Below are 20,122 nucleotides of genomic sequence, written 5' to 3' on the forward strand. Positions count from 1 at the left end.
TCAAGCTCCACGGCGCAACTGCATGACTAGCGCGTTCAAAGCCTGAGCGCGGTGACTGACACGGTTTTTCTGCTCTTTATCGAGTTCTGCGGCGGTTTTATTGAACTCTTCGAGCCAAAAAATCGGATCATAACCAAAGCCGCCATCACCGCGTTTTTCACGCAGGATTTCACCATACCAACGCCCTAAACCGATTACCGGTGTCGGATCGTCGGCATGCTCGACATAGACCATGGCACAGTAATAGCTCGCTTGACGTTGATGATCATCAACCTGAGTCAATTCATCCAATAGCTTTTGCAGATTGGTTTCATCATCCGCATCCGCGCCATGAATATCCTGTGAATAACGTGCCGAATAGATGCCAGGCATACCACGCAGCGCCGACACTTCGATACCGGAATCATCGGCAATCGCCGGCAAGCCGGTTTTCCGTGCGGCAAAACGCGCCTTTTGAATGGCGTTTTCAATAAAACTTAAGCCGGTCTCTTCCGCTTCATCCTGAAAAAACTCGGCTTGCGCTTTTACCTGCCAACCATGCGGCTGCAGAATATCGGCCATTTCACGAATTTTACCGGCATTGCCGGTAGCTAACACCACAGTCTGCATAACAAACAATCCTTTATCTATGAGCTTATGCCATCACCGCTTTTTGCGCCGCGACCAGCTCTTCAATACCTTTTTTACCAAGTGCCAACATCGCATTAAGCTCTTCCATACTATAAGGTTCGGCTTCGGCAGTTCCCTGCACCTCGATAAAACGGCCGTCTTCGGTCATTACCAGATTCATGTCGGTTTCCGCAGTTGAATCTTCTGCATAGTCCAAATCCAACACCGGCATTCCCTGATAAACACCGACCGAAATAGAAGCGACATTCTGAATAATTGGCGATTCAGCCAAAAGCCCTTGCCCGATTAACTTTTCAATAGCAATCTGCAAAGCCACAAAACCACCGGTAATCGATGCGGTACGTGTGCCGCCATCGGCCTGAATCACATCGCAATCGACAAAAATGGTACGCTCACCCAGTTTTTTCAGATTTACCGCAGCGCGCAATGACCGACCAATCAGACGCTGAATCTCTTGGGTTCTGCCGCTCTGTTTTCCGGCAGAAGCTTCACGGCGCATACGCGAACCGGTCGAACGCGGCAACATGCCGTATTCAGCGGTTACCCATCCTTGTTGTTTACCGCGCAGAAAAGGCGGCACCGTCTCTTCCACGGTCGCATTACAAATAACCTTGGTATTACCAAATGAAATCAAAACCGACCCTTCGGCATGCATGGTAAAGTCCTGGGTAATCGACACTTCTCTTAATTGATCCGCTTGACGTTCACTGGGACGAATAACCGTTGTCTTGTCATTCATAATGGATTCCTTTTGAAAACTGATAAAATTAGCGGCATTATAAACGATATGCCTTAAAGATTAAGGCTGTCTGAATATCAATAACTTATGGCTGGCCAAACTGATGAGGAGATCGTCATGACGATTAGCGAACCTTCACCGCATCTCTACAATGTTCACAGTATGACGGCATTCGCCCGCTTCCAATCGAACGCAGACTTTGGCCGTTTCAGCTGGGAGATTCGTTCCGTCAACCAGCGCTACCTGGAAGTGAACTGTAAGTTACCGGATAATTTCCGTCATCTGGAACCCTTGATCCGCGAACAGATTAAAGCGCATATCAACCGAGGTAAACTGGATATCAGCCTCAGTTTCGAAGTTCAGCAAAACAACGACAGCCTGACGGTGAATCCCGATGTGCTTGACCCGTTAGGTCAAGCCATCGAGAGGGTGCAACAACTCCTGCCCAACGCCAATCAACTCAATCCGCTGGAAATCTTACGCTGGCCCGGCTTATTAATCAGCCAGGAACAGCATCCGCAACAGGAGGCTATTGAGCAGAAGCTGCTCGAAGGTCTGGATAAAACCATTAATGTATTATTGCGTAACCGTGCACGAGAAGGCCAAGCACTGGCTCATATTATTGAAGACCGCTGTCAACAGATCGCCCAGCAACTCAATTTATTGGAACCTCAGCTGGAAGAATTTGTCACTCTACACAGCGACAAGCTGCGCCAGAAAATCGCCGAATTGACCGATACGATTGATGAAAATCGTTTTCACCAGGAAGTCGCCATTCTTGCCCAAAAGGCCGATATCACCGAAGAGATCGACCGACTTAGAACCCATATCAAAGAAGTGCTGCATATTTTGCAAAGACTACCGGTTGGCGGCGAACCCCGTAAACCGATTGGTCGCCGACTCGATTTCTTAATGCAAGAACTTAACCGCGAGGCGAATACATTAGGCTCTAAAGCGACCCATATTGAAATCTCACAAACCAGCGTTGAACTGAAAGTCTTGATCGAACAGATGCGTGAGCAGATCCAGAACATCGAGTAAAGCTTCACAGCAAGCTGAACAAGGTCGTTTTTTTGCAAAAAAACCGCAAAGTTGATGCAAATCAAGCCAAAAGCGTGAAATCCGTTGAAATTTTTACTCAATCTGAGTATAGTTCGAATTATTGAAAAAACTATCATTTTAGCTGAGGCAAAAATTATGAGTAACCTAACAAAAATGTTGCTAACTATCGTAGTAACAGTTGTAGTTCCTTTATTGGTTCTTCTAGGCATCTGGTCTGGTGTTTTACCAGAATCACTTCAGGTTGCCATCGGTATCGCAGGTGTTATCCTTGCAATCACTTTCATCGTTGGTGGAAACTTAATGTTGATGTGGGGTGACATCAAGTCAGGTCGTTACTCCAAGAAGTAATTGTCTCCAGGACTGTCCCCATTTAGAAAAACCCAGCTTATGCTGGGTTTTTTGTTTTTTGTCGATAATAAAACCGTTACGTCACCATGAAAGCAATCTGAAACATTGCAATAGGCACGGTGTCACCGCTCATTAATTCAAGCTATAATACGTAACAAAATGTTTTTATAAACAGTTTTCATCCACCGAATTTGTAATTTTGGCTTTGACCACATAGGCAGTGATAAATGAGCGAACTTGAGAAAGACGCAAAACCAACAGAGCAATCCGCCGAAGCACCGCTTCCGTCAGAAAAGAAATCTCGTCAAACGTCCTCAACGATGCGCTTTATTAAATGGTTTATGGCCATCAATTTTTTAATTGGTGCTCTACTGATTCCGTTAGCTGCCGCGACCTATTACTACTTGACCATCTACCCGACCCTGCCGGATGCGACCGAACTTAAGGATGTCAGCTACCAGGTTCCGCTGAAAATCGTCACAGCTGATGGCCAACTGATCAGTGAAATCGGCACCAAGAAACGTATGCCGATCACTTATGCGGAAATTCCAGAGCGCATGACTCAAGCAATTATCTCTTCAGAGGATGAGAGTTTTTTTGAACATGGCGGGGTCGACTACAAAGGTCTGGCACGTGCGGTTTATGAATTGGTAACGACCGGTGAAAAAAAGTCCGGTGGTTCGACAATCACCATGCAGGTGGCGCGAAACTTCTTCTTAACACGTGAGAAATCTTATTTACGTAAACTCAATGAAATCATCTTGTCTTACAAGATTGAAAATGAGCTGAGTAAAGAAGAGATTCTTGCCCTCTATCTCAACAAAATTTTCTTAGGCTACCGTTCTTACGGTGTCGCGGCTGCGGCGCAAACCTATTATGGCCGTCCCTTGGCGGAATTAACGCTTGACGAATACGCGATGATTGCCGGCCTGCCGAAAGCGCCATCGGCTTACAACCCTATCGCCAACCCGGAAAGAGCCAAACTGCGTCGTAACTATGTATTGCGTCGTATGCATGAGCTTAACTTTATCAGCGAAGAAGAAATGCTTGCCGCCCAAGCGATTGAAGTCCATGCCGAAAAACATGCCTCTTATATCGATATCGAGGCAGGTTATGTCGCTGAAATGGCGCGTAGTTTTGCCATGGAGAACTTCGGTGAAGAAGCCTTACAAAACGGTCTGACCATTGTTACCACGATTGACAGTCGATTACAGGCGCAAGCCAATCAGGCGATTCGTCACGGTCTGCAACGTTATGAACGTCGTCATGGTTTCCGCGGACCAATCCAACAACTGGATTTGAATCAGTTCACCGATGATGAAGAGCTGTTTGATGCCTTAAAAGACTTTAGGAACTACGGAGATCTAAAAGTTGCCGTGGTCACCGATATTGCCAAACAATATGCCGAAATCACCATTGAAGACGGCGAACGCAATCAATTGACGTTTGATACCATGAGCTGGGCTGCGCCTTATATCACCGTTAACAGTACCGGTAAAGCGCCTAAAACCGTGAGTGACGTTTTACAAACCGGTGATGTGGTCTATGTGCAAAAACTGGATGACAAATGGCATCTGGCACAAGACCCGGCTGTGGAATCGGCACTGGTCTCACTGGATTCCCATAATGGTCGTATTAAGGCTTTAGTCGGTGGTTATGACTACTTTAAGAGTAAGTTTAACCGCGTTACCCAGGCTCGCCGTCAGGTTGGTTCGAATATCAAGCCGTTCCTTTATTCGACCGCTCTAGATAACGGCATGACCGCTGCCAATACCATCAATGATGCGCCAGTGGTTTTCCATGACCGCAACCTTGAGGATATTTGGCGTCCGGAAAACTATTCCGGTCGATTCTACGGCCCGACGCGCCTGCGCAAAGCTTTGGCTTTCTCTCGCAACCTGGTTTCAATCCGTCTGTTACAGCATCTTGGCATCAGCACCTTTGCCGATTACCTACAGCGTTTCGGTTTCCCGCAGGATGAAATCAACCTGCACCGCGACCTGTCATTGGCATTGGGTAGCGTACAATTCACCCCTCTCGAAGTCGCTCGTGGTTATGCCACCTTCTCCAATACAGGCTATCTGATCGAGCCTTATCTGATTGAAGAGGTCAGAGACTTTAATGGTGACTTGCTGTTTAAGGCTGAACCCAAACGTGCCTGTTTACATAACCAATGTATTGAAGGCGACAACCTGAATGCACCAAGAGTGATTGAAGAACGTAACGCCTATATCATGACCAGCATTATGCAGGATGTGATTCGCATTGGTTCCGGTAGAAAGGCGCGCGCTTTACAACGTGAAGATATTGCCGGTAAAACCGGTACCACTAACGAGCAAAAAGACGCCTGGTTCTCCGGCTTCAATGGCAATATTGTTACCACTGTATGGACCGGTTTCGACACCCCATCGACCCTGGGTAGAAGTGAAGTCGGTGGGCGCGCATCCTTGCCTATCTGGATGGAGTATATGGAATTGGCATTAAAAGCTTACCCGAATATTCCGTTTATGCAGCCGGAAGGGCTGGTGAATATTCAGATTGATAAGGATACAGGTCAAGCGGTACCGGTTGGTACACCGGGAGCCGTTGAAGAGATCTTTAGAGAAGAAAACGCACCGGAAATTCCAAGCGTCAGTCAGAAAAAAATCGAAGAAATTACCGAAGACCTATTTGAATAGATAACAAACAAGGAGCCGCTATGGATTGGCAAGCATTTTCTGAATACCTCAGCAATCAACTCAACCAACCAATCCATATCGAAACGGCTCATTCGGTTGCCGGCGGAGATATCCATCAAGCCTACCAACTGCATTGTCACGACAAAAATCTGTTCTTAAAGCTCAATCAAGCTCACCTGCTACCTCTGTTTGCCTGTGAAGCACATGGCTTAGCGGCGATTCAACGCAGCTTAACCATGCGCTGCCCTAAAGTGCTCGGTTATGGCGAATACAACAACCAAGCCTGGCTGTTAATGGAGCACCTGGAGTTGACTCATCAGGGCGATGACTTCGAGCGCGGTCGCTCCTTGGCACATATGCATCATACGGTGAATCGGGATGCTCAACCCTTTGGCTGGTTTGAAGACAACTATATCGGTCATAGCGCACAAAACAACGCATGGCATAGTGACTGGACTGATTTTTACGGCTCGCAACGACTCAAACCTCAACTCGAATTGGCACAACTGCGTGGTGCCGGTAAAGAGCTTTTTGACTTAGGTCACCAGTTGATTGCACACCTCGACTATTGGTTTAGCGATTATCAGCCCGAAGCTTCGCTTCTCCATGGTGACCTGTGGGGTGGCAATAGCGCTTTTATCAAAGACAAAAATGGGAATGAACCGGTTATTTTTGATCCCGCTTGTTACTATGGCGACCGCGAAACGGACTTGGCCATGACCGAACTGTTTGGCGGCTTCAGCCGCGATTTTTATGACGGTTATCAAAGCGTTTTTCCAATTGATGCTGGCTATCAACAACGAAAATCGCTCTATAACCTTTACCATATTCTCAATCACTTCAACCTGTTTGGCGGTCACTACGAGCATCAGGCACTCAACAGCATCAAGCAACTATTGGCGCAATGCAGCACTTGATGGCGTTGTTTCGGCGGCAAACTTTGATGGCGCCTGGAAAACACGTATAATGGCGCCAATTTAATAATTTTATTGAAATATCCGCCAATTTAATTGGCGAATCGAACAGGAATTTTGCTATGAAACTGATTCTATTAGGCGCGCCAGGTGCCGGTAAAGGGACTCAAGCCCAGTTTTTAACCAAACACTACAATATCCCGCAAATCTCTACCGGTGATATGCTGCGTGCGGCGATCAAAGCCGGGACAGAACTAGGTAAGCAGGCTAAGGCGGCGATTGATGCCGGCCAATTGGTTACCGATGAAATCATTATCGGCATGGTCAAAGAGCGCATTGCTCAAGAAGACTGCGCAAACGGTTTTCTACTAGACGGTTTTCCGCGTACCGTTCCTCAAGCCGACGCGGTGACTGAAGCCGGGATTGAAATCGATGCGGTGATCGAAATCGATGTGGCTGACGATGTTATCGTTGAGCGTATGTCAGGACGTCGTTGTCACGTCGCATCCGGTCGTACTTACCACGTGGTTTATAACCCGCCTAAAGAAGAAGGTAAGGATGATGAAACCGGCGAAGATTTGATTCTACGTGATGACGATAAGCCGGAAGTGGTTAAAGACCGTCTGGATGTTTATCACAAACAAACAGCACCGCTTATCGATTACTACACTGATGTTGCCGCGAAAAACGACAAGGTGAAATACATCAAGGTTGACGGAACCCTACCAATCGACCAGGTTGAAAAAGCGATTGTTGAAGGCTTGGCTTAAGCCAGATAGCGGCTGAATACAGCCAATAAAAAACCCTTACTTACTGCCCGAACAGGTAGCTGAATTAAGGGTTTTTTATTGCTTAAAATATTACGGGCAAGTATCAGCCTTTAGCACTCAAGAATTTCTCTTCCATAACCTCTGCCAGCACCGGTCTACTGAATCCATAACCCTGATACTCATCACAACTGTTCTGCTGCAAGAACTCTAACTGAGCATCGGTTTCCACCCCTTCGGCAATCGTTGAATAGCCAAGACTTTCTGCCATCTGAATAATCGCCGACACAATCGCTCTGTCATCGTCATTGGTAGCAATATCTCGCACAAACGACTGGTCGATTTTCAGTTTATGGATATTGAACTGTTTGAGATAACTCAATGAAGAATAGCCGGTACCGAAATCATCAATCGCCAATCGAATGCCTTTAGCATGCAGCTTATTCAAGGCTGTAATCGCCCGTGTCGGGTTTTCCATCATCATCGATTCGGTCAACTCCAACTCTAGATACTCCGGTGGAATCTCATACTTTTTCAACAAAGCTTCAATTGATTTATCCAACCCTTCATTCTTAAACTGTAACGCTGATAGGTTAACCGCCATAACAACTGGCTGAAACCCTTTATCGAGCCAGCTGCGCAACTGTTTAAGCGCGGTCTCCAAGACCCACTCACCAAGCGGCAGAATCAAGCCATTGCTTTCCGCTTGAGGAATAAAATCCAGTGGCGGAATAATTCCCATTTCGGGGTGCTTCCAGCGAATTAATGCCTCCACCCCTTTCAAACGTTTAGTTTGTATATCAACTTGCGGCTGATATTCGAGATAAAACTGTTTCTGAGTCAAAGCTTCATGCATTGCCGAATCAATTTTAAGGATACGGCTGACATTAAGCTGCATCTCATTATCAAAGAATAGATAGGTGTCGATGCCAATCTGTTTGGCTCTTGCCAAGGCGGTGTCCGAACTCTGAAATAACAGCGAAAAGTCATTGCCATTTTCCGGATACATGGCAATCCCCATCGATGCGGTCATTAACACCTGTTCGGATTTGACCACAAAGTTATGTTTGAGCACTTCCTTTACTTTATTCACCAGTTGAATAATTTGCTGAGTATTGGTTGACGGCATTAAGATGGCAAACTCATCACCCCCCAATCTGGCAAGTGTATCTTTTGCCGAAATGGTCGATTTCAAACGTCTGGCAAACTCAACCAACACCTCATCACCGGCAGAGTGCCCTAGAGAATCATTCAGGTTTTTAAAACGGTCCAAACCAATTAACAGTAAACCGACCTGAAGTTTGAGTTGTCTGGCATTATCTAAAACATAATTGGCACGTTCCACCAGCAGTTGCCGGTTTGGCAATTCCGTCAAAATATCGTAATGCATCAATTTTTCTATGCGCGTTTGCGAAGCAAGTTTTTCTGTCAAATCGACAATAGATGCCAAGACATAGTTCTCTTCACTGCCTTTGATTGGTGTCAAACTGACTTCGACGCGGAATTCCTCACCGTTTTGACGTTTGGCAAACAACATTCGGTTTGCCGCCATCTCACGCTGCTGCATATTTTGCATATAGCCATCAACTAAAGACGAATGCTGCTCATGCATCGAATTAGGCACCAAAATTTCAATCGGCTGTGTAAGCAGTTCTTCATCCTTATAACCAAACAGAAGATTGGCTTTCTTGTTGGCCAGAACGATGCAGCCTTGTTTGTCTACCATTATCATTGCATTTGGCGAAGCTTGCAAAGCGGATCGAAACCGTTCATGCTCGATACGGCGATGAGTCACATCGGTGTGGGTACCAATAACCTCAACAATGTTACCGAATTTATCGCGTCCTTCTTTGCCTCGCGAATAAATCCAACGATAATCGCCATTTTTATGTTTGAAGCGCACCTCGACTTCAAACAACTCATTTTTTCCAAGTGTTTGCTTGTGAGATTGTATGGCCTCTTCAAATATGGCCTTATCATCAGGATGAAGCAGGCTTTGCAATGCAGAGAAGCTGTTTGCCAGCTCATGATCGTTATAACCGAGCTGGCGCTTGAGAATCGGTGACAAATAGACATAATCGCCACCCAAAGGCCAACGCCAAAGCCCGGTATCCGTTGAAGTTACCGCCAAATCCAGCGTTTCTTGCGATTCCTTAAGTCGATTAAAGGGGATATCGATGGCTTCGACAACTATCGCTCTATAGATCATAAAATAAGCGACTACCTTATAGAGGTGCCCCATAATGTTATAAACGCCGGTCATGGTCGAATACCAGGTGAAATAAAGCTCACTCATCGCTGTAACCAGCACCGCACCGATTAACAGCGGAACATGAAGGCTGCGAGGTCGGTTTAATTGTGTTAGCAATATTAAAGCGGTGAGCACATTCATACCGATAATGACATATTCGAGATTTTTCTTAAGATCCGTTAAGCCCTGTCCCTCAACAAACCAAACCGGCATTAAATCAATTCGGTAAATGACCAGCCATAAAAATACCAAGGTAAAGGTTAATGAAGCGATAAAAATTGCGGTTCGATTTAAATGCAACTCAATTTTACTGACCAGATAGATCGCCAATAACAACAGACCAAAAGCACTGATAAAACGTGCCGCCATCCAGAAATTCAAATGTTTTTGTACGTCGTTATGACTGAGAAAATCCGGCATGCCACCATAGGAAACGGCATGGAAATAATCGAAAATGCCGACATTAAAAAAGATTAATGAAAGCAACAACAAGCTGCTTGGCAGTTTATGGTTCGCCACATTCCAGCCAACAATAAAAACCATCAATGAGATAAATACCGAGACCATTTCCATAGCCAAATGTAGCGATAGATACGACGCCACATAGGTGTATTGCTCAGTTATATCAATAACACCTAAAATCAATTGAATTGAGGCTAAGACAGCAATAATCATTGCTACGCCCCAGAAGCTCGTCTGGTAGGCAGGATGCAAAGTTAAAAACGTTTTCGGCTGGAGAGCCAATTCCGTGTTGGGCATTTTTAATAATCCAATTTTCAAGTCCGTCACTGTCTGCTTAATTGATTTTGCACCGAATCATCATAAGGTCTTTACCATTCGATTGGCCGCAGTGTTACTTGAAGCTAGAAAGGGAGACAGATTTTAGGCAAATATCTCTATGTTATCAGTTATATCACAAATCACAGCAACCGGCATCGAGGGCAAGCATATAATCTCGTTACAGTACTCTATCACGCGACCTTGCGACTCAGACCTAAACTAATCAACCGTTTGATATCTATCATCTTTTTGAGCAATTATTGCCTAGCATTTGTCATTTACCCAAAAAAAAATGTTTTAATAAGACTATGCATACCATCTATAGAGCAGAACTGCAAAATGCAAACAAATGGGGAAACAAAACTTCTCAATCGACGTGCCTTCTGCTCTATCTAAGGTATTTGGCCAATTACTTACAGCCACTTGTTGATGAGAGATTATGCACAAAAGTGATGGCGGGCAGAGAGGGTTAACTCTTCATTCTGATAAAGCCTATAGCTATTAAACAATTACCGGTAATTTGACCGATGCTAGAGGCCAGAACGCCAATTTCAGGCATCATCGAGGAAGTATGTTGGAAAGCAGTTTTTTGGAATTCAGCGCCTTATTAGGCATTTCAGCAGTAATGGGGCTGTTAGCGTTACAATTGCGCCAACCCTTGATTGTTGCCTTTATCGCTGTAGGTATACTGGTTGGCCCCTCTGTTCTCGGCCTAGTCCAAAGCAATGAAAAACTTGAGCTGCTTGCCCACTTGGGTATTGCCATCCTACTGTTTGTAGTGGGCTTGAAACTAGATCTACAAATTATCCGAAGTTTAGGTTTGGTTGCTTTATTAACCGGCTTGGGACAAGTGTTTTTTACCTCTGTTGTTGGTTTTTTTATTGCTCTGGCTATGGGCATTAGCCCTATTGGCGCGCTATATATTGCAGTCGCGCTAACCTTTTCCAGCACCATTATTATCGTCAAGTTATTGTCCGATAAACGGGAACTCGATTCTTTACATGGGCGTATCGCCATTGGTTTTTTGATTGTGCAGGATATCATTGTCATTATAGCGATGATTACCTTAACAGCCATAGGCCAGTCTTCTCAGAGTGGCAATATTTCTTATGAAGTATTTTCTACCATACTTAAGGGGCTTGTAATGCTATTTGTGGTAGCCATTTTAATGCGTTACTTCATTCCGGGCTTATTAAACCGTTTAGCACATTCACCTGAGCTACTCATTTTATTTGCGATATCGTGGGCTGTACTGGGCGCGTCCGCAGGTTACCTGCTTGGATTTAGTCAAGAAGTAGGAGCATTCCTCGCGGGGGTTTCTCTGGCTTCTACCCATTACCGTGAATTAATAGGCGCGCGCTTGGTGAGTTTACGGGATTTTTTGTTACTGTTCTTTTTTATCAATCTAGGTGCCAATTTGGATATCAGCAATTTAGGTTTGCAAATTATCCCTGCCATCATGTTATCTGTGTTTGTATTGATCGGTAACCCCCTTATTGTAATGGTCATTATGGGCTACATAGGATACCGAAAACGTACTGGTTTTTTAGCAGGACTGACCGTCGCGCAAATTAGTGAATTCTCATTGATACTTGCGGCTCTCGGTTATAACCTAGGACATATTGATGAACAAGCGGTGGCTTTAATCACCCTAGTAGGACTGATTACAATCTCCGCATCGACCTATATGATAATCTACTCACAGAAACTTTATGAAAAGCTCGCTCCCTATTTAGGCATTTTTGAACGTTCAGAACCATTCAGGGAACTCGAACTTGACCAACAGCCCTCTCACAAGAAGACAGATGTCATTGTATTTGGCTTGGGACGTTTAGGCATGAAAATAGCGCAGAGTCTGCAAAACGAGGGTTTGAACGTGTTAGCCGTCGACTTCAATCCTGAACTGTTAAAATCCTCCTCGCAACATGGCGTTCCCACTAGGTACGGCGATGCAGAAGATCCGGAATTCATTCTCAATTTACCTTTATCTGAAACAAAATGGCTTATCAGTACTTTACCCGACAAGTCTATAAATATAGGCATATTGAAATGCTTGAAAGAATCCGGCTATCAAGGAAGGACAGCCGTAGCAGCCTATCGGCAATCGGACAGTGATGTCTTAATCAATCAAGGTGCCGATATGACTCTTATTCCTTACCAAGATGCTGCTATAGAGGCGGTAACTCGGATTTTAAACGCATCAGGAGGTAAATAGATTATGGACACTTTAAAGACAATCCTTTTTGTATCTGAAAAGGGTTTGCAACAAGAGCAGAATTTATTTTCATGGACTCTTGAGTTGGCGGCAAGACATAATGCGGTATTAAAGGTGCTTCGCGTTTTGCCAGCCGTATCGTCTAGTTTTGCCTCTTGGCTAGAAAACAGCACCCCGGAAAGTATGCAAAAACAGCAACAAGCAATGCAGATAGACGATATCAAGTCTTGGTTACAACAGGCTGAACAGCTAAAGGTTAAGACCACACTAGACGTCCAATTTGGGAAATTGTTCTTTAAGGTTATTGAACAAGTGCTGACAACTGATGCGGATTTAGTGGTTAAACTGTCTGATGATACCGACAGTATCGACAATACCTTATTTGGCAGTCAGGATCTCCACCTACTGCGTAAATGCCCCTGCGCCGTACTACTTCATAAAAACGGAAACAAACTGCCCTATAAAAACGTCGTAGCAAGTATTGACGTGGAGACCGATTTTCTGAGTGATGATTATGCTAAAAGCCCCCGTCCAACTCTGGACCCACAGCGCTTAAATTCACGTATTATGAATTGGGCGACACAACTTTATCCAGAAACTAACCTGAGAGTGATTCATGCATGGATGCCAGAAGGAGAGGAGTTGATCTATCATTGGAATACAGATTGGTCTGAGGAAGATATCTACGCATTTAATGAAAAGGAGCGTCATTTACACCAAAAGGCAATGGATCTGGAAGTGGAACCCTATTACCAAAAAGACCCTAATCTACAAACGGTATTGACCAAAGGGTTGCCACAAAAGGTCATTTCTGATTGGCTGACTCAGCACCCATGCGACCTTTTAGTCATGGGAACGGTTGCTCGTGTCGGTATTGCAGGATGGTTTATAGGCAATACCGCGGAAGAAATTCTACAACAGGTAAATTGCTCGGTTTTGGCCGTTAAACCTAAAGAATTTGTCACACCAATCAAGCTATAGAGAAAAGAATTGTTGCTGAACTAAATCCACAAAACCGATGCCAATGACCGAACAAAAATGCTACCCGTTTGGCCACAAAAAATAAAATTAACATATTTCAAAAATAATATTTGACAGTTCCCCCCCCCCCTCTATAAAATACGCCCCATCTGATTTAGGCCTGATAGCTCAGTCGGTAGAGCAAGGGATTGAAAACCCTTTTAGAGCCAATAATATTAAAATAAATAAAAATACAGATTATTATCAAAGCCCGTTTTTACGGGCTTTTTTGTACATAAAATAAAAATACAATCGTATCAAATTAAGCATGTTAATATTTTATACATTTTATTAACCAATACTTTTTGATACGCTATATGGAGAAAAGGACTAAACATCTGTAGGCAAATTCATGCGATTTAAAACCAACTCTCATGACAAAAATTGAGCAACTTTTACAGCACTTCTCTGAATCTGATAAGAGGCTGTTTCATCCTGTTATAGAAAAATTCACAGGTGGCAAAAACCCTCTTATTGCCCCAACACTTTCGCAGCTCCACAAAACCTCTCGAACACTTCTTCAGATTGCCCATGAAGAAAACGTAATACACTTCGATGAAACTGAACTAAACTTCATCAAAGCATTAAACAGCAAAAATACTGACTTGCTTTATGCCTTTGGGGAAAGAGGTGACACAAAGAAACAACACGCAATAGATCTCCGAAAATACCCGACCTACTATGCGTTAAACGCTCTGCACGAAAAAAGCCCTTTACTATTTCATGCCGTAACAAAAATCCTAGTCTGGAATTACGCGAATAATAACGAACTCATCCAGAGTAGAACCTCTTATCTCGTGGACACTCTGTTCAACCAAGAGCACCAAATCACTAACACGCTGTCCGAACTGATTAAAAGCCTTACTGAAAACAATGAGAACGCTGATCTTATTTTGATTGCTTCAAAAATCAGAAATGAAGCATTCCGAATGGCGCATGAACTTGATGATAACGAAAACAAGATTGCAGAAACCCTTGTCTACTTAATTGATCAGGCATTTTCGTCTCATCAAGCACAAAACCCAGATTTGCTTGAACCAGCCACCATTACTGAGAACGATACTCAAGATTCGCCTATCATTTTCAATCCTGCCCACTCTCAAGAAGACAGCACTGAGATTGAAGACATTTCAATTGAAATAGTTCCAAAAGATGTTGCGGAAAAGTCCACGTACTATCAACGTGGATATGCACAACAAACACAACTGAAGAACGCCAAGCGTGCTCAGTTTCTCGACAATGCCTCGGAAGTACTTACCAAGATTGAAAAAGAACACTTAATTTCCCTGGCGTTAGACGAAAATAGTGATGTGGCTTTTGCTGTTTTGTTTTCTCTGGCAACCCATGCAGAGCCGAGTTTTTGGTGGGACTGGCCTATTGGTTCGATTGATAAATCGCCAAGCACTGAGTGCATAATCGATATTGATAAATTCCTGTGGAGACATCCTGTTTCACTTGGAAAACGCTTTTGGAAGCCGACCGAAGAACAAAAACCTTTCGTGCACCCTAGCCAACAATACATCACCCTTCCTTTAGCAACAGAACTGTGTGATTTTATCGCTAAACGAAGTAACTCAAATCAAACCCTAGGCCAAATCCTTCATCTATCCAAAGATCAGATTAACGAGTCGTGTGATGTTTGGCTAAGGAAGAATATCGATTTTGGCCGCCGCATCACCATCTCCAAGGTTCGAAATTTCCTCTACTGGCAAATCATGATTAACCGTTTTGACGAAACGGCCGCCAGTTTCATCTGTGCACAACCTATTTTACAAACGCCACAAGGCAATACCTACACAAGCATTCAACAGACAGAACTTCAACGCATTTATACAGAAGCATTGCCACAACTGTCTTTTGGCATTGTACACACAGAATCTGACCCACTTATTGGAAGCAACTTGTTAGCAAAGGAATCATACCTGAAAGAGGTATTTAACCAGCTTGCCAACACCTCAACTGAAAAGGTCATTTCTGCCAATACAAACCCCTCGCTATCCAATCTGATAGACGCTCATAATGCACTCACAAGCTACTGCATTATGTTTGGACTTCTGGTGACTGCTCACCGTCCAAACATAGATCCATTTGCCCGTTATGCCGACATAATATGGGACATTCACAGCATAATGATTAGTGATAAAATCGTGAATGAAGGACATGCTACCAGAGTGGCTATTTTTTCCAGCTCTTTTAAAATCCAGTTAAAACGATATACAAAGCATCTTGTCGAACTTGCTGAAAGACTCCAGGCTTTTGACTATGTCGATGAAGCCAATCAGGTGATGGATCTTCTATGCGTTACTACGCCCAAACACCTCCCATTTTTCTTCTACCTGTCATGCGGTGACGAACAACTAACATTTCAAAGCGTATCAGAAAAAACGTTAACTGAGTACATCCCTGACTTTCAACTTCCTTTCAATTTTGGTCGACACTTTTTGTCATCCGTTTTACGCGATAAAAACATACCAGCTGAATTCATCAACTATCAGCTAGGACACCAAGGGCCAGGTGAAGAACCCTACAGTTCATCATCGCCATTATGCGCAGAAATGGTTTCTAAAGTTTTATTGTCCGTACTTGATGAAATCTGTGAACAACTAGAAATCAGAGCCATCCACGGCATTCAGACTAGCCAATCCGTTAAGCCCAAGGACACATCGAAAGCCAAAAAAGAGATTACCTTTGACTCAACTCATGAACTGGGCCCTATAAAACGAATCAAAGCATTTCGTGACTTAAAAAAAGCATCCCGAAAACTGGTAGCCACCGTGTTTCAAAATTACATTACCAGTCAAGAACACGACCTCCTCGAAGACAACCAAACCGTGATTCTCTCGGAAGCGGTTGACCGAATAGTTCAAGGCTCAAAAAACTATCTGGCTCAAAACCTGAAAGTATTTTCTTATCTACTAAAGCGCCATGCCAAAAAACACAATTTGAAAATCACCTTGCCAAACAAACTCCTCCAAATCAAAAACGAGGAGTCTCCTTTTGACTATTTGAGGTTACCGCTATGGCATAAAATGCGACTTGCCCGAGAAACATTTGTTAAATCGCTAGAAAGTACGGATTTTGAAAAGATTAGCAATACGGCCTTATGGGGCTACTTTTTCCTATCACTCATTCTGTTTTCGAGATTTACTCACAAACAGCGTTACCCTTTGATTGTTAACGCCATTCTAAGTGATGACCTGTGGGGACATGAAGAAAAGCTTTATCTAGACTTAACAACGCGTGAAAACCAAGTACAAAGAATCGCCCTGGAACCCGTCACCGCGCTGCTGGCAATCAAATTAATTGAGAGACGAAATTGTTCACCCCTCAAGCCCCTTTCGCTTTTACAGGTTCAAAAGACCATCGAAAAAACCTTAAGATCCGTTGTGCATGATGAATCGATGACATTTAACGAGCTTATTACCGGCGCAGAAATGGATTGTAAACTCTTTATGCCGGGGATTTTGGCGGCTGTGCAATCCGGTGAAAGAAAGACCGCATCTCTCAACAAAGAGAGTTTTTTACGCGTGGTCACGGACACGCGTCTTAACCTATATGAAGAAAAACAAAAGCACGCACCAGAGTCTAAACCTAATCTTGAATTACTGTCGCTATTACCGGTTATTTCAAAACTGCCCTCTTCTCATCAGGATTATCAAACGCTGGAAAAGATGTTAAAAGGGTTCCGCAAATATTTGAACGAGCCCGGACGACTTAATCGAAAAGAACTCACCACTAAAATTAGCTATGAGCTACACAGATTAAATACATTTGAAACGCCTCCACCACAAATCGTTTACTTAATCGGTATGTGGGCGGCAGAACGTTTAAATTCACCCGGGGAAAAAAAGGAATCACTCAGCTTCAGCACCGTATACGATTATTTTTTAATTCTGGATAGACGACTACTTGAACACTTCATGCATCGTGACGTACTCAGTGAAGAACTAGACAGCCTTATCGAGACCTATAACGCCATTATTCTTTCACATACTGACGAAGATCAGTCTTTGGCTGCCGCTCAGATTATCAATTTCCATAATCTGGTCTGCTCAAAATACTTAGGGCTTTCTGAAATCAGAAAAGACGAATTGGAATTCGCGAGCAGTCATCAAGAGGAAAGCATTGATGCAAACTTCATAACGATTGCTGAAAAAACCAAAATTGACAACTACTTAACCGCTAAAGACAGATACTCTCATGATCTAGGGTTACAGTTTTCTTTGATTCTAACCTGCTATGCCAAGCTGGGGTTTCGCGCCAATGAACTCTTCAAATTAGAATCTCGAGATGTGATTCACGCCAACCATGGATACAAAGGCTACTTCACCTGTAGACATAATCGCCACGGCAGACAAAAAAATGCCAACAGTCATCGCAATGTTTTTTCAACGGGGAAACTGACACCAACCGAAAGTGATGTGCTGCAAAAATGGATAACCATCAGAGCACCCCAATCTGCGGACCATTTTTGGATTTATGATTCCGATACCAAAGAACAAAATAAACTCGCTTTTCAACGCACCTTAACAGAAGCGGTTCGCATCATCACCGGAGATATTTCTTTATCTATCCGAAACTTGCGCCATACCGCAGCCACGCTTGAGTTTTTGGGATACTTTCAATATCTGAATGATTTTTTGAATAACCCAATTGATGACGTGTGTCATTCATTCCAGATAGATTCCTGGTATGAACAAGATGTTGCCAATTACATTAATGACCGATTTAAAAACACATACCCGTCAAGACGCTTTGCCTATCGCATCGCCCAGTTGTTAGGGCATGGCTCACCCTATACCACGCTAAAAAATTACTCTCATTTTTATGAGTTTGTCATACCGATGTTCCAACATCGTGGATTATCTGAGGTCACAAACCAAGCCATTGTGAATCTCACCCCTGTTTATAAGATTGAGAATCTTCGCAATATAAAAAGCCGCATCGGCAAAAAAACCACATCAAACAAACCTGATATCCTCGCAAAGCAAGTGCTAAATGACGTGGCGCGAAAAGCCCTCTCGGGCTATCAAAATATTCACTCGGCAATCACTCCACTTCGTGCCAGAGGCAAACTGCCTCGGCCCGAGCCAGCTAATCGCCAACCCGATTTAAGCATTATTCAAATTTACGAAATACTTTGTCTACTTGCGCGCAATAATATCGATGACCTATTAATTGCAGAGCGATTTAACCTCAGCCAACAACAGCTTACTCAACTCAAGGCGGACTGCCTCGAACTTTTTGAGCGTACCGGCCTGAATCCGGGAGATTGGCAAGGCGAAGATTTTGAAAGCCCGATGTCTTCAGAAGAGGGTGAGCCATTACCGAACGCGATGCCTTTGAAAGACTCTTTAAACCTGTTAAGCAAAATCAATACGTTGGCATGTGAAAAAGATGAGGAATTTACAACGCTCATACAACTGTGGGAACAGTACGTTCAGCCACAGAAAAACTTTTGGTTTTTCGAAAAACGCTTTCAGCAAACAGAGATGATTCGATTACTCAACGAAGTAATCGATATACCGTGTGATTTGATTGTACTGACATCCGATGCCGAAGCGTTAAAAACAGTGAAAGAGGAACAATTTGAAGACAGCATTCGCATTCGTTATGCAAAACGGGGCACGTCCTTACCTATCGCTCGCTTGCGTCAACCCCACTTGAACAAGAAAATCAAAGGCGTTGCCATCATCAACCAGAATGACACGCGCTTTTTAAACAGTGAACTTAACCAAGTGTTTTTCTTAGCTCGCTTGAGACTCGATTGGCTCTAAAAAAAGATCCGACTGAGGATCATTGTTATGATTTAGGTTCGCCTCATAGATCTCCATTGCCTCGCCCTTACCAAAAGAGAAAAACACCTCTTTGGGGGTAATCTTTCGATTTTTGCCATTACCAGCATTCAACTGCTCCAAGTTGGAGAAAGAAATGTCAAATGGGCGGCTCGCAAGCAAATGGGCACAAAACATCGCACTATGATTTTTGTTGCCAAAGGATAAAGGTATCAATAACTTTCTGGTGTACCCATTGGTATCTTCAATTTCAATTTCGGCTGTGCTTTTTTGAATACCGATAATATTTGCCTTATAGCATTCTTGATAGAAATCAAAACTGGCGATTTGCGAAATTTGCTTTATTCTGCTGCTCGTCAAATTGGTTATCAAAGGCTGGTCTGTATTGGGCGCACAAAGACCAAGGCTTTCAATTTTCTTTAAACTTGCTTCATCCCGAATCAAGCAGCTTTTACTCTTGATTTCTTCGAGCTTTTCATTCATCTCTAAAGCAGCCCCATCTGAACTGCTTTCAGCATCAAATTCATTGGCGATTTTCGCCACCTCTTCCATCAATTGAAACTCGAGATCCTTCAAATCTTGGTACTGCTCTTCTACCGATCCCCAAAGATCTCCTTGAAATTTAAGTACCTGAAATTCGACGTCTGCAATACTGGTTTGCGTGTCGATAAATGCAACAATTTTTCCCTTCTGAAAAGCTTTACCATCATTAGGGTCTGGCAACTTCATAGCTTCTATGAGTTTCAAAAAGAGATGTTTCATCTGCCTGACTTCCTGATTAGAAATGGCATCCATCTCCTTAACACTCATCACGTAAAGAACCTTTCCATCGTCTGCAGGCATAAAATCGGTGGGCACCGAAATCTTCTCTAAGACCCTATATGAAACTGTATTTTCCACGTATCGAATCACCTTATAATTGA

Annotated in this window: 12 protein-coding genes; 8 read left to right on the plus strand and 4 right to left on the minus strand. The window is 43.6% G+C overall.

Going from position 1 to position 20,122, the window contains the following annotated elements; all coding sequences use genetic code 11:
* Both rdgB and rph read right to left on the minus strand, forming a co-directional pair.
* Entirely contained in the window at nt 1–609 is a 609-nt protein-coding gene (gene rdgB, locus FE785_RS10185) for an RdgB/HAM1 family non-canonical purine NTP pyrophosphatase (protein WP_138565642.1), read from the minus strand.
* Nucleotides 610–634: 25 nt separating this feature from the next.
* The gene (gene rph / locus FE785_RS10190) at nt 635–1,348 is read right to left on the minus strand and encodes a ribonuclease PH (protein ID WP_138565905.1); all 714 of its coding nucleotides are present in this window, start codon (nt 1,346–1,348) and stop codon (nt 635–637) included.
* 138 nt (nt 1,349–1,486) lie between these two features.
* Here rph and FE785_RS10195 point away from each other — a divergent pair, with 138 nt between their 5' ends.
* From FE785_RS10195 to adk, 5 genes are all read left to right on the plus strand, one after another.
* Nucleotides 1,487–2,410 (plus strand): YicC/YloC family endoribonuclease, encoded by a 924-nt coding sequence (locus FE785_RS10195; protein WP_138565643.1) that lies wholly within the window; start codon nt 1,487–1,489, stop codon nt 2,408–2,410.
* Nucleotides 2,411–2,566: 156 nt separating this feature from the next.
* Nucleotides 2,567–2,779: a hypothetical protein gene (locus FE785_RS10200; protein ID WP_138565644.1), complete on the plus strand. Its 213-nt coding sequence runs from the start codon at nt 2,567–2,569 to the stop codon at nt 2,777–2,779.
* Between the two features lie 227 nt (nt 2,780–3,006).
* On the plus strand, nt 3,007–5,457 hold the full coding sequence (locus tag FE785_RS10205) for a penicillin-binding protein 1A (protein ID WP_168188959.1): 2,451 nt from the start codon (nt 3,007–3,009) through the stop codon (nt 5,455–5,457).
* 20 nt (nt 5,458–5,477) lie between these two features.
* On the plus strand, nt 5,478–6,374 hold the full coding sequence (locus FE785_RS10210; RefSeq protein WP_138565645.1) for a fructosamine kinase family protein: 897 nt from the start codon (nt 5,478–5,480) through the stop codon (nt 6,372–6,374).
* A 119-nt stretch (nt 6,375–6,493) separates the two neighbouring features.
* Nucleotides 6,494–7,141, plus strand: a complete 648-nt coding sequence (adk, locus tag FE785_RS10215; RefSeq protein WP_138565646.1) for an adenylate kinase — start codon at nt 6,494–6,496, stop codon at nt 7,139–7,141.
* A 103-nt stretch (nt 7,142–7,244) separates the two neighbouring features.
* On the opposite strand, the gene FE785_RS10220 is transcribed toward adk, so the two are convergent.
* Nucleotides 7,245–10,064 (minus strand): EAL domain-containing protein, encoded by a 2,820-nt coding sequence (locus FE785_RS10220; RefSeq protein ID WP_168188960.1) that lies wholly within the window; start codon nt 10,062–10,064, stop codon nt 7,245–7,247.
* A 676-nt stretch (nt 10,065–10,740) separates the two neighbouring features.
* Between FE785_RS10220 and FE785_RS10225 the strand changes: the two genes are divergently transcribed.
* From FE785_RS10225 to FE785_RS10235, 3 genes are all read left to right on the plus strand, one after another.
* On the plus strand, nt 10,741–12,384 hold the full coding sequence (locus FE785_RS10225; protein WP_138565648.1) for a cation:proton antiporter: 1,644 nt from the start codon (nt 10,741–10,743) through the stop codon (nt 12,382–12,384).
* A 3-nt stretch (nt 12,385–12,387) separates the two neighbouring features.
* Complete coding sequence (locus tag FE785_RS10230; protein ID WP_138565649.1) at nt 12,388–13,365, plus strand: universal stress protein; 978 nt, start codon at nt 12,388–12,390, stop codon at nt 13,363–13,365.
* 413 nt (nt 13,366–13,778) lie between these two features.
* The gene (locus FE785_RS10235) at nt 13,779–19,181 is read left to right on the plus strand and encodes a hypothetical protein (RefSeq protein WP_138565650.1); all 5,403 of its coding nucleotides are present in this window, start codon (nt 13,779–13,781) and stop codon (nt 19,179–19,181) included.
* On the opposite strand, the gene FE785_RS10240 is transcribed toward FE785_RS10235, so the two are convergent.
* Complete coding sequence (locus FE785_RS10240; protein WP_138565651.1) at nt 19,152–20,099, minus strand: hypothetical protein; 948 nt, start codon at nt 20,097–20,099, stop codon at nt 19,152–19,154. The genes FE785_RS10235 and FE785_RS10240 overlap by 30 nt on opposite strands.
* Nucleotides 20,100–20,122: the final 23 nt, after the last annotated feature.

This window comes from Thiomicrorhabdus sediminis, assembly GCF_005885815.1.
GTDB lineage: Bacteria > Pseudomonadota > Gammaproteobacteria > Thiomicrospirales > Thiomicrospiraceae > Thiomicrorhabdus > Thiomicrorhabdus sediminis.

Coding starts and splice junctions, on each gene's coding strand:
- rdgB (WP_138565642.1), bottom strand. CDS start 609: ATGCAGACTGTGGTGTTAGCTACCGGCAATGCCGGTAAAATTCGTGAA.
- FE785_RS10195 (WP_138565643.1), top strand. CDS start 1,487: ATGACGATTAGCGAACCTTCACCGCATCTCTACAATGTTCACAGTATG.
- FE785_RS10200 (WP_138565644.1), top strand. CDS start 2,567: ATGAGTAACCTAACAAAAATGTTGCTAACTATCGTAGTAACAGTTGTA.
- FE785_RS10205 (WP_168188959.1), top strand. CDS start 3,007: ATGAGCGAACTTGAGAAAGACGCAAAACCAACAGAGCAATCCGCCGAA.
- FE785_RS10210 (WP_138565645.1), top strand. CDS start 5,478: ATGGATTGGCAAGCATTTTCTGAATACCTCAGCAATCAACTCAACCAA.
- adk (WP_138565646.1), top strand. CDS start 6,494: ATGAAACTGATTCTATTAGGCGCGCCAGGTGCCGGTAAAGGGACTCAA.
- FE785_RS10220 (WP_168188960.1), bottom strand. CDS start 10,064: ATGATTATTGCTGTCTTAGCCTCAATTCAATTGATTTTAGGTGTTATT.
- FE785_RS10225 (WP_138565648.1), top strand. CDS start 10,741: ATGTTGGAAAGCAGTTTTTTGGAATTCAGCGCCTTATTAGGCATTTCA.
- FE785_RS10230 (WP_138565649.1), top strand. CDS start 12,388: ATGGACACTTTAAAGACAATCCTTTTTGTATCTGAAAAGGGTTTGCAA.
- FE785_RS10235 (WP_138565650.1), top strand. CDS start 13,779: ATGACAAAAATTGAGCAACTTTTACAGCACTTCTCTGAATCTGATAAG.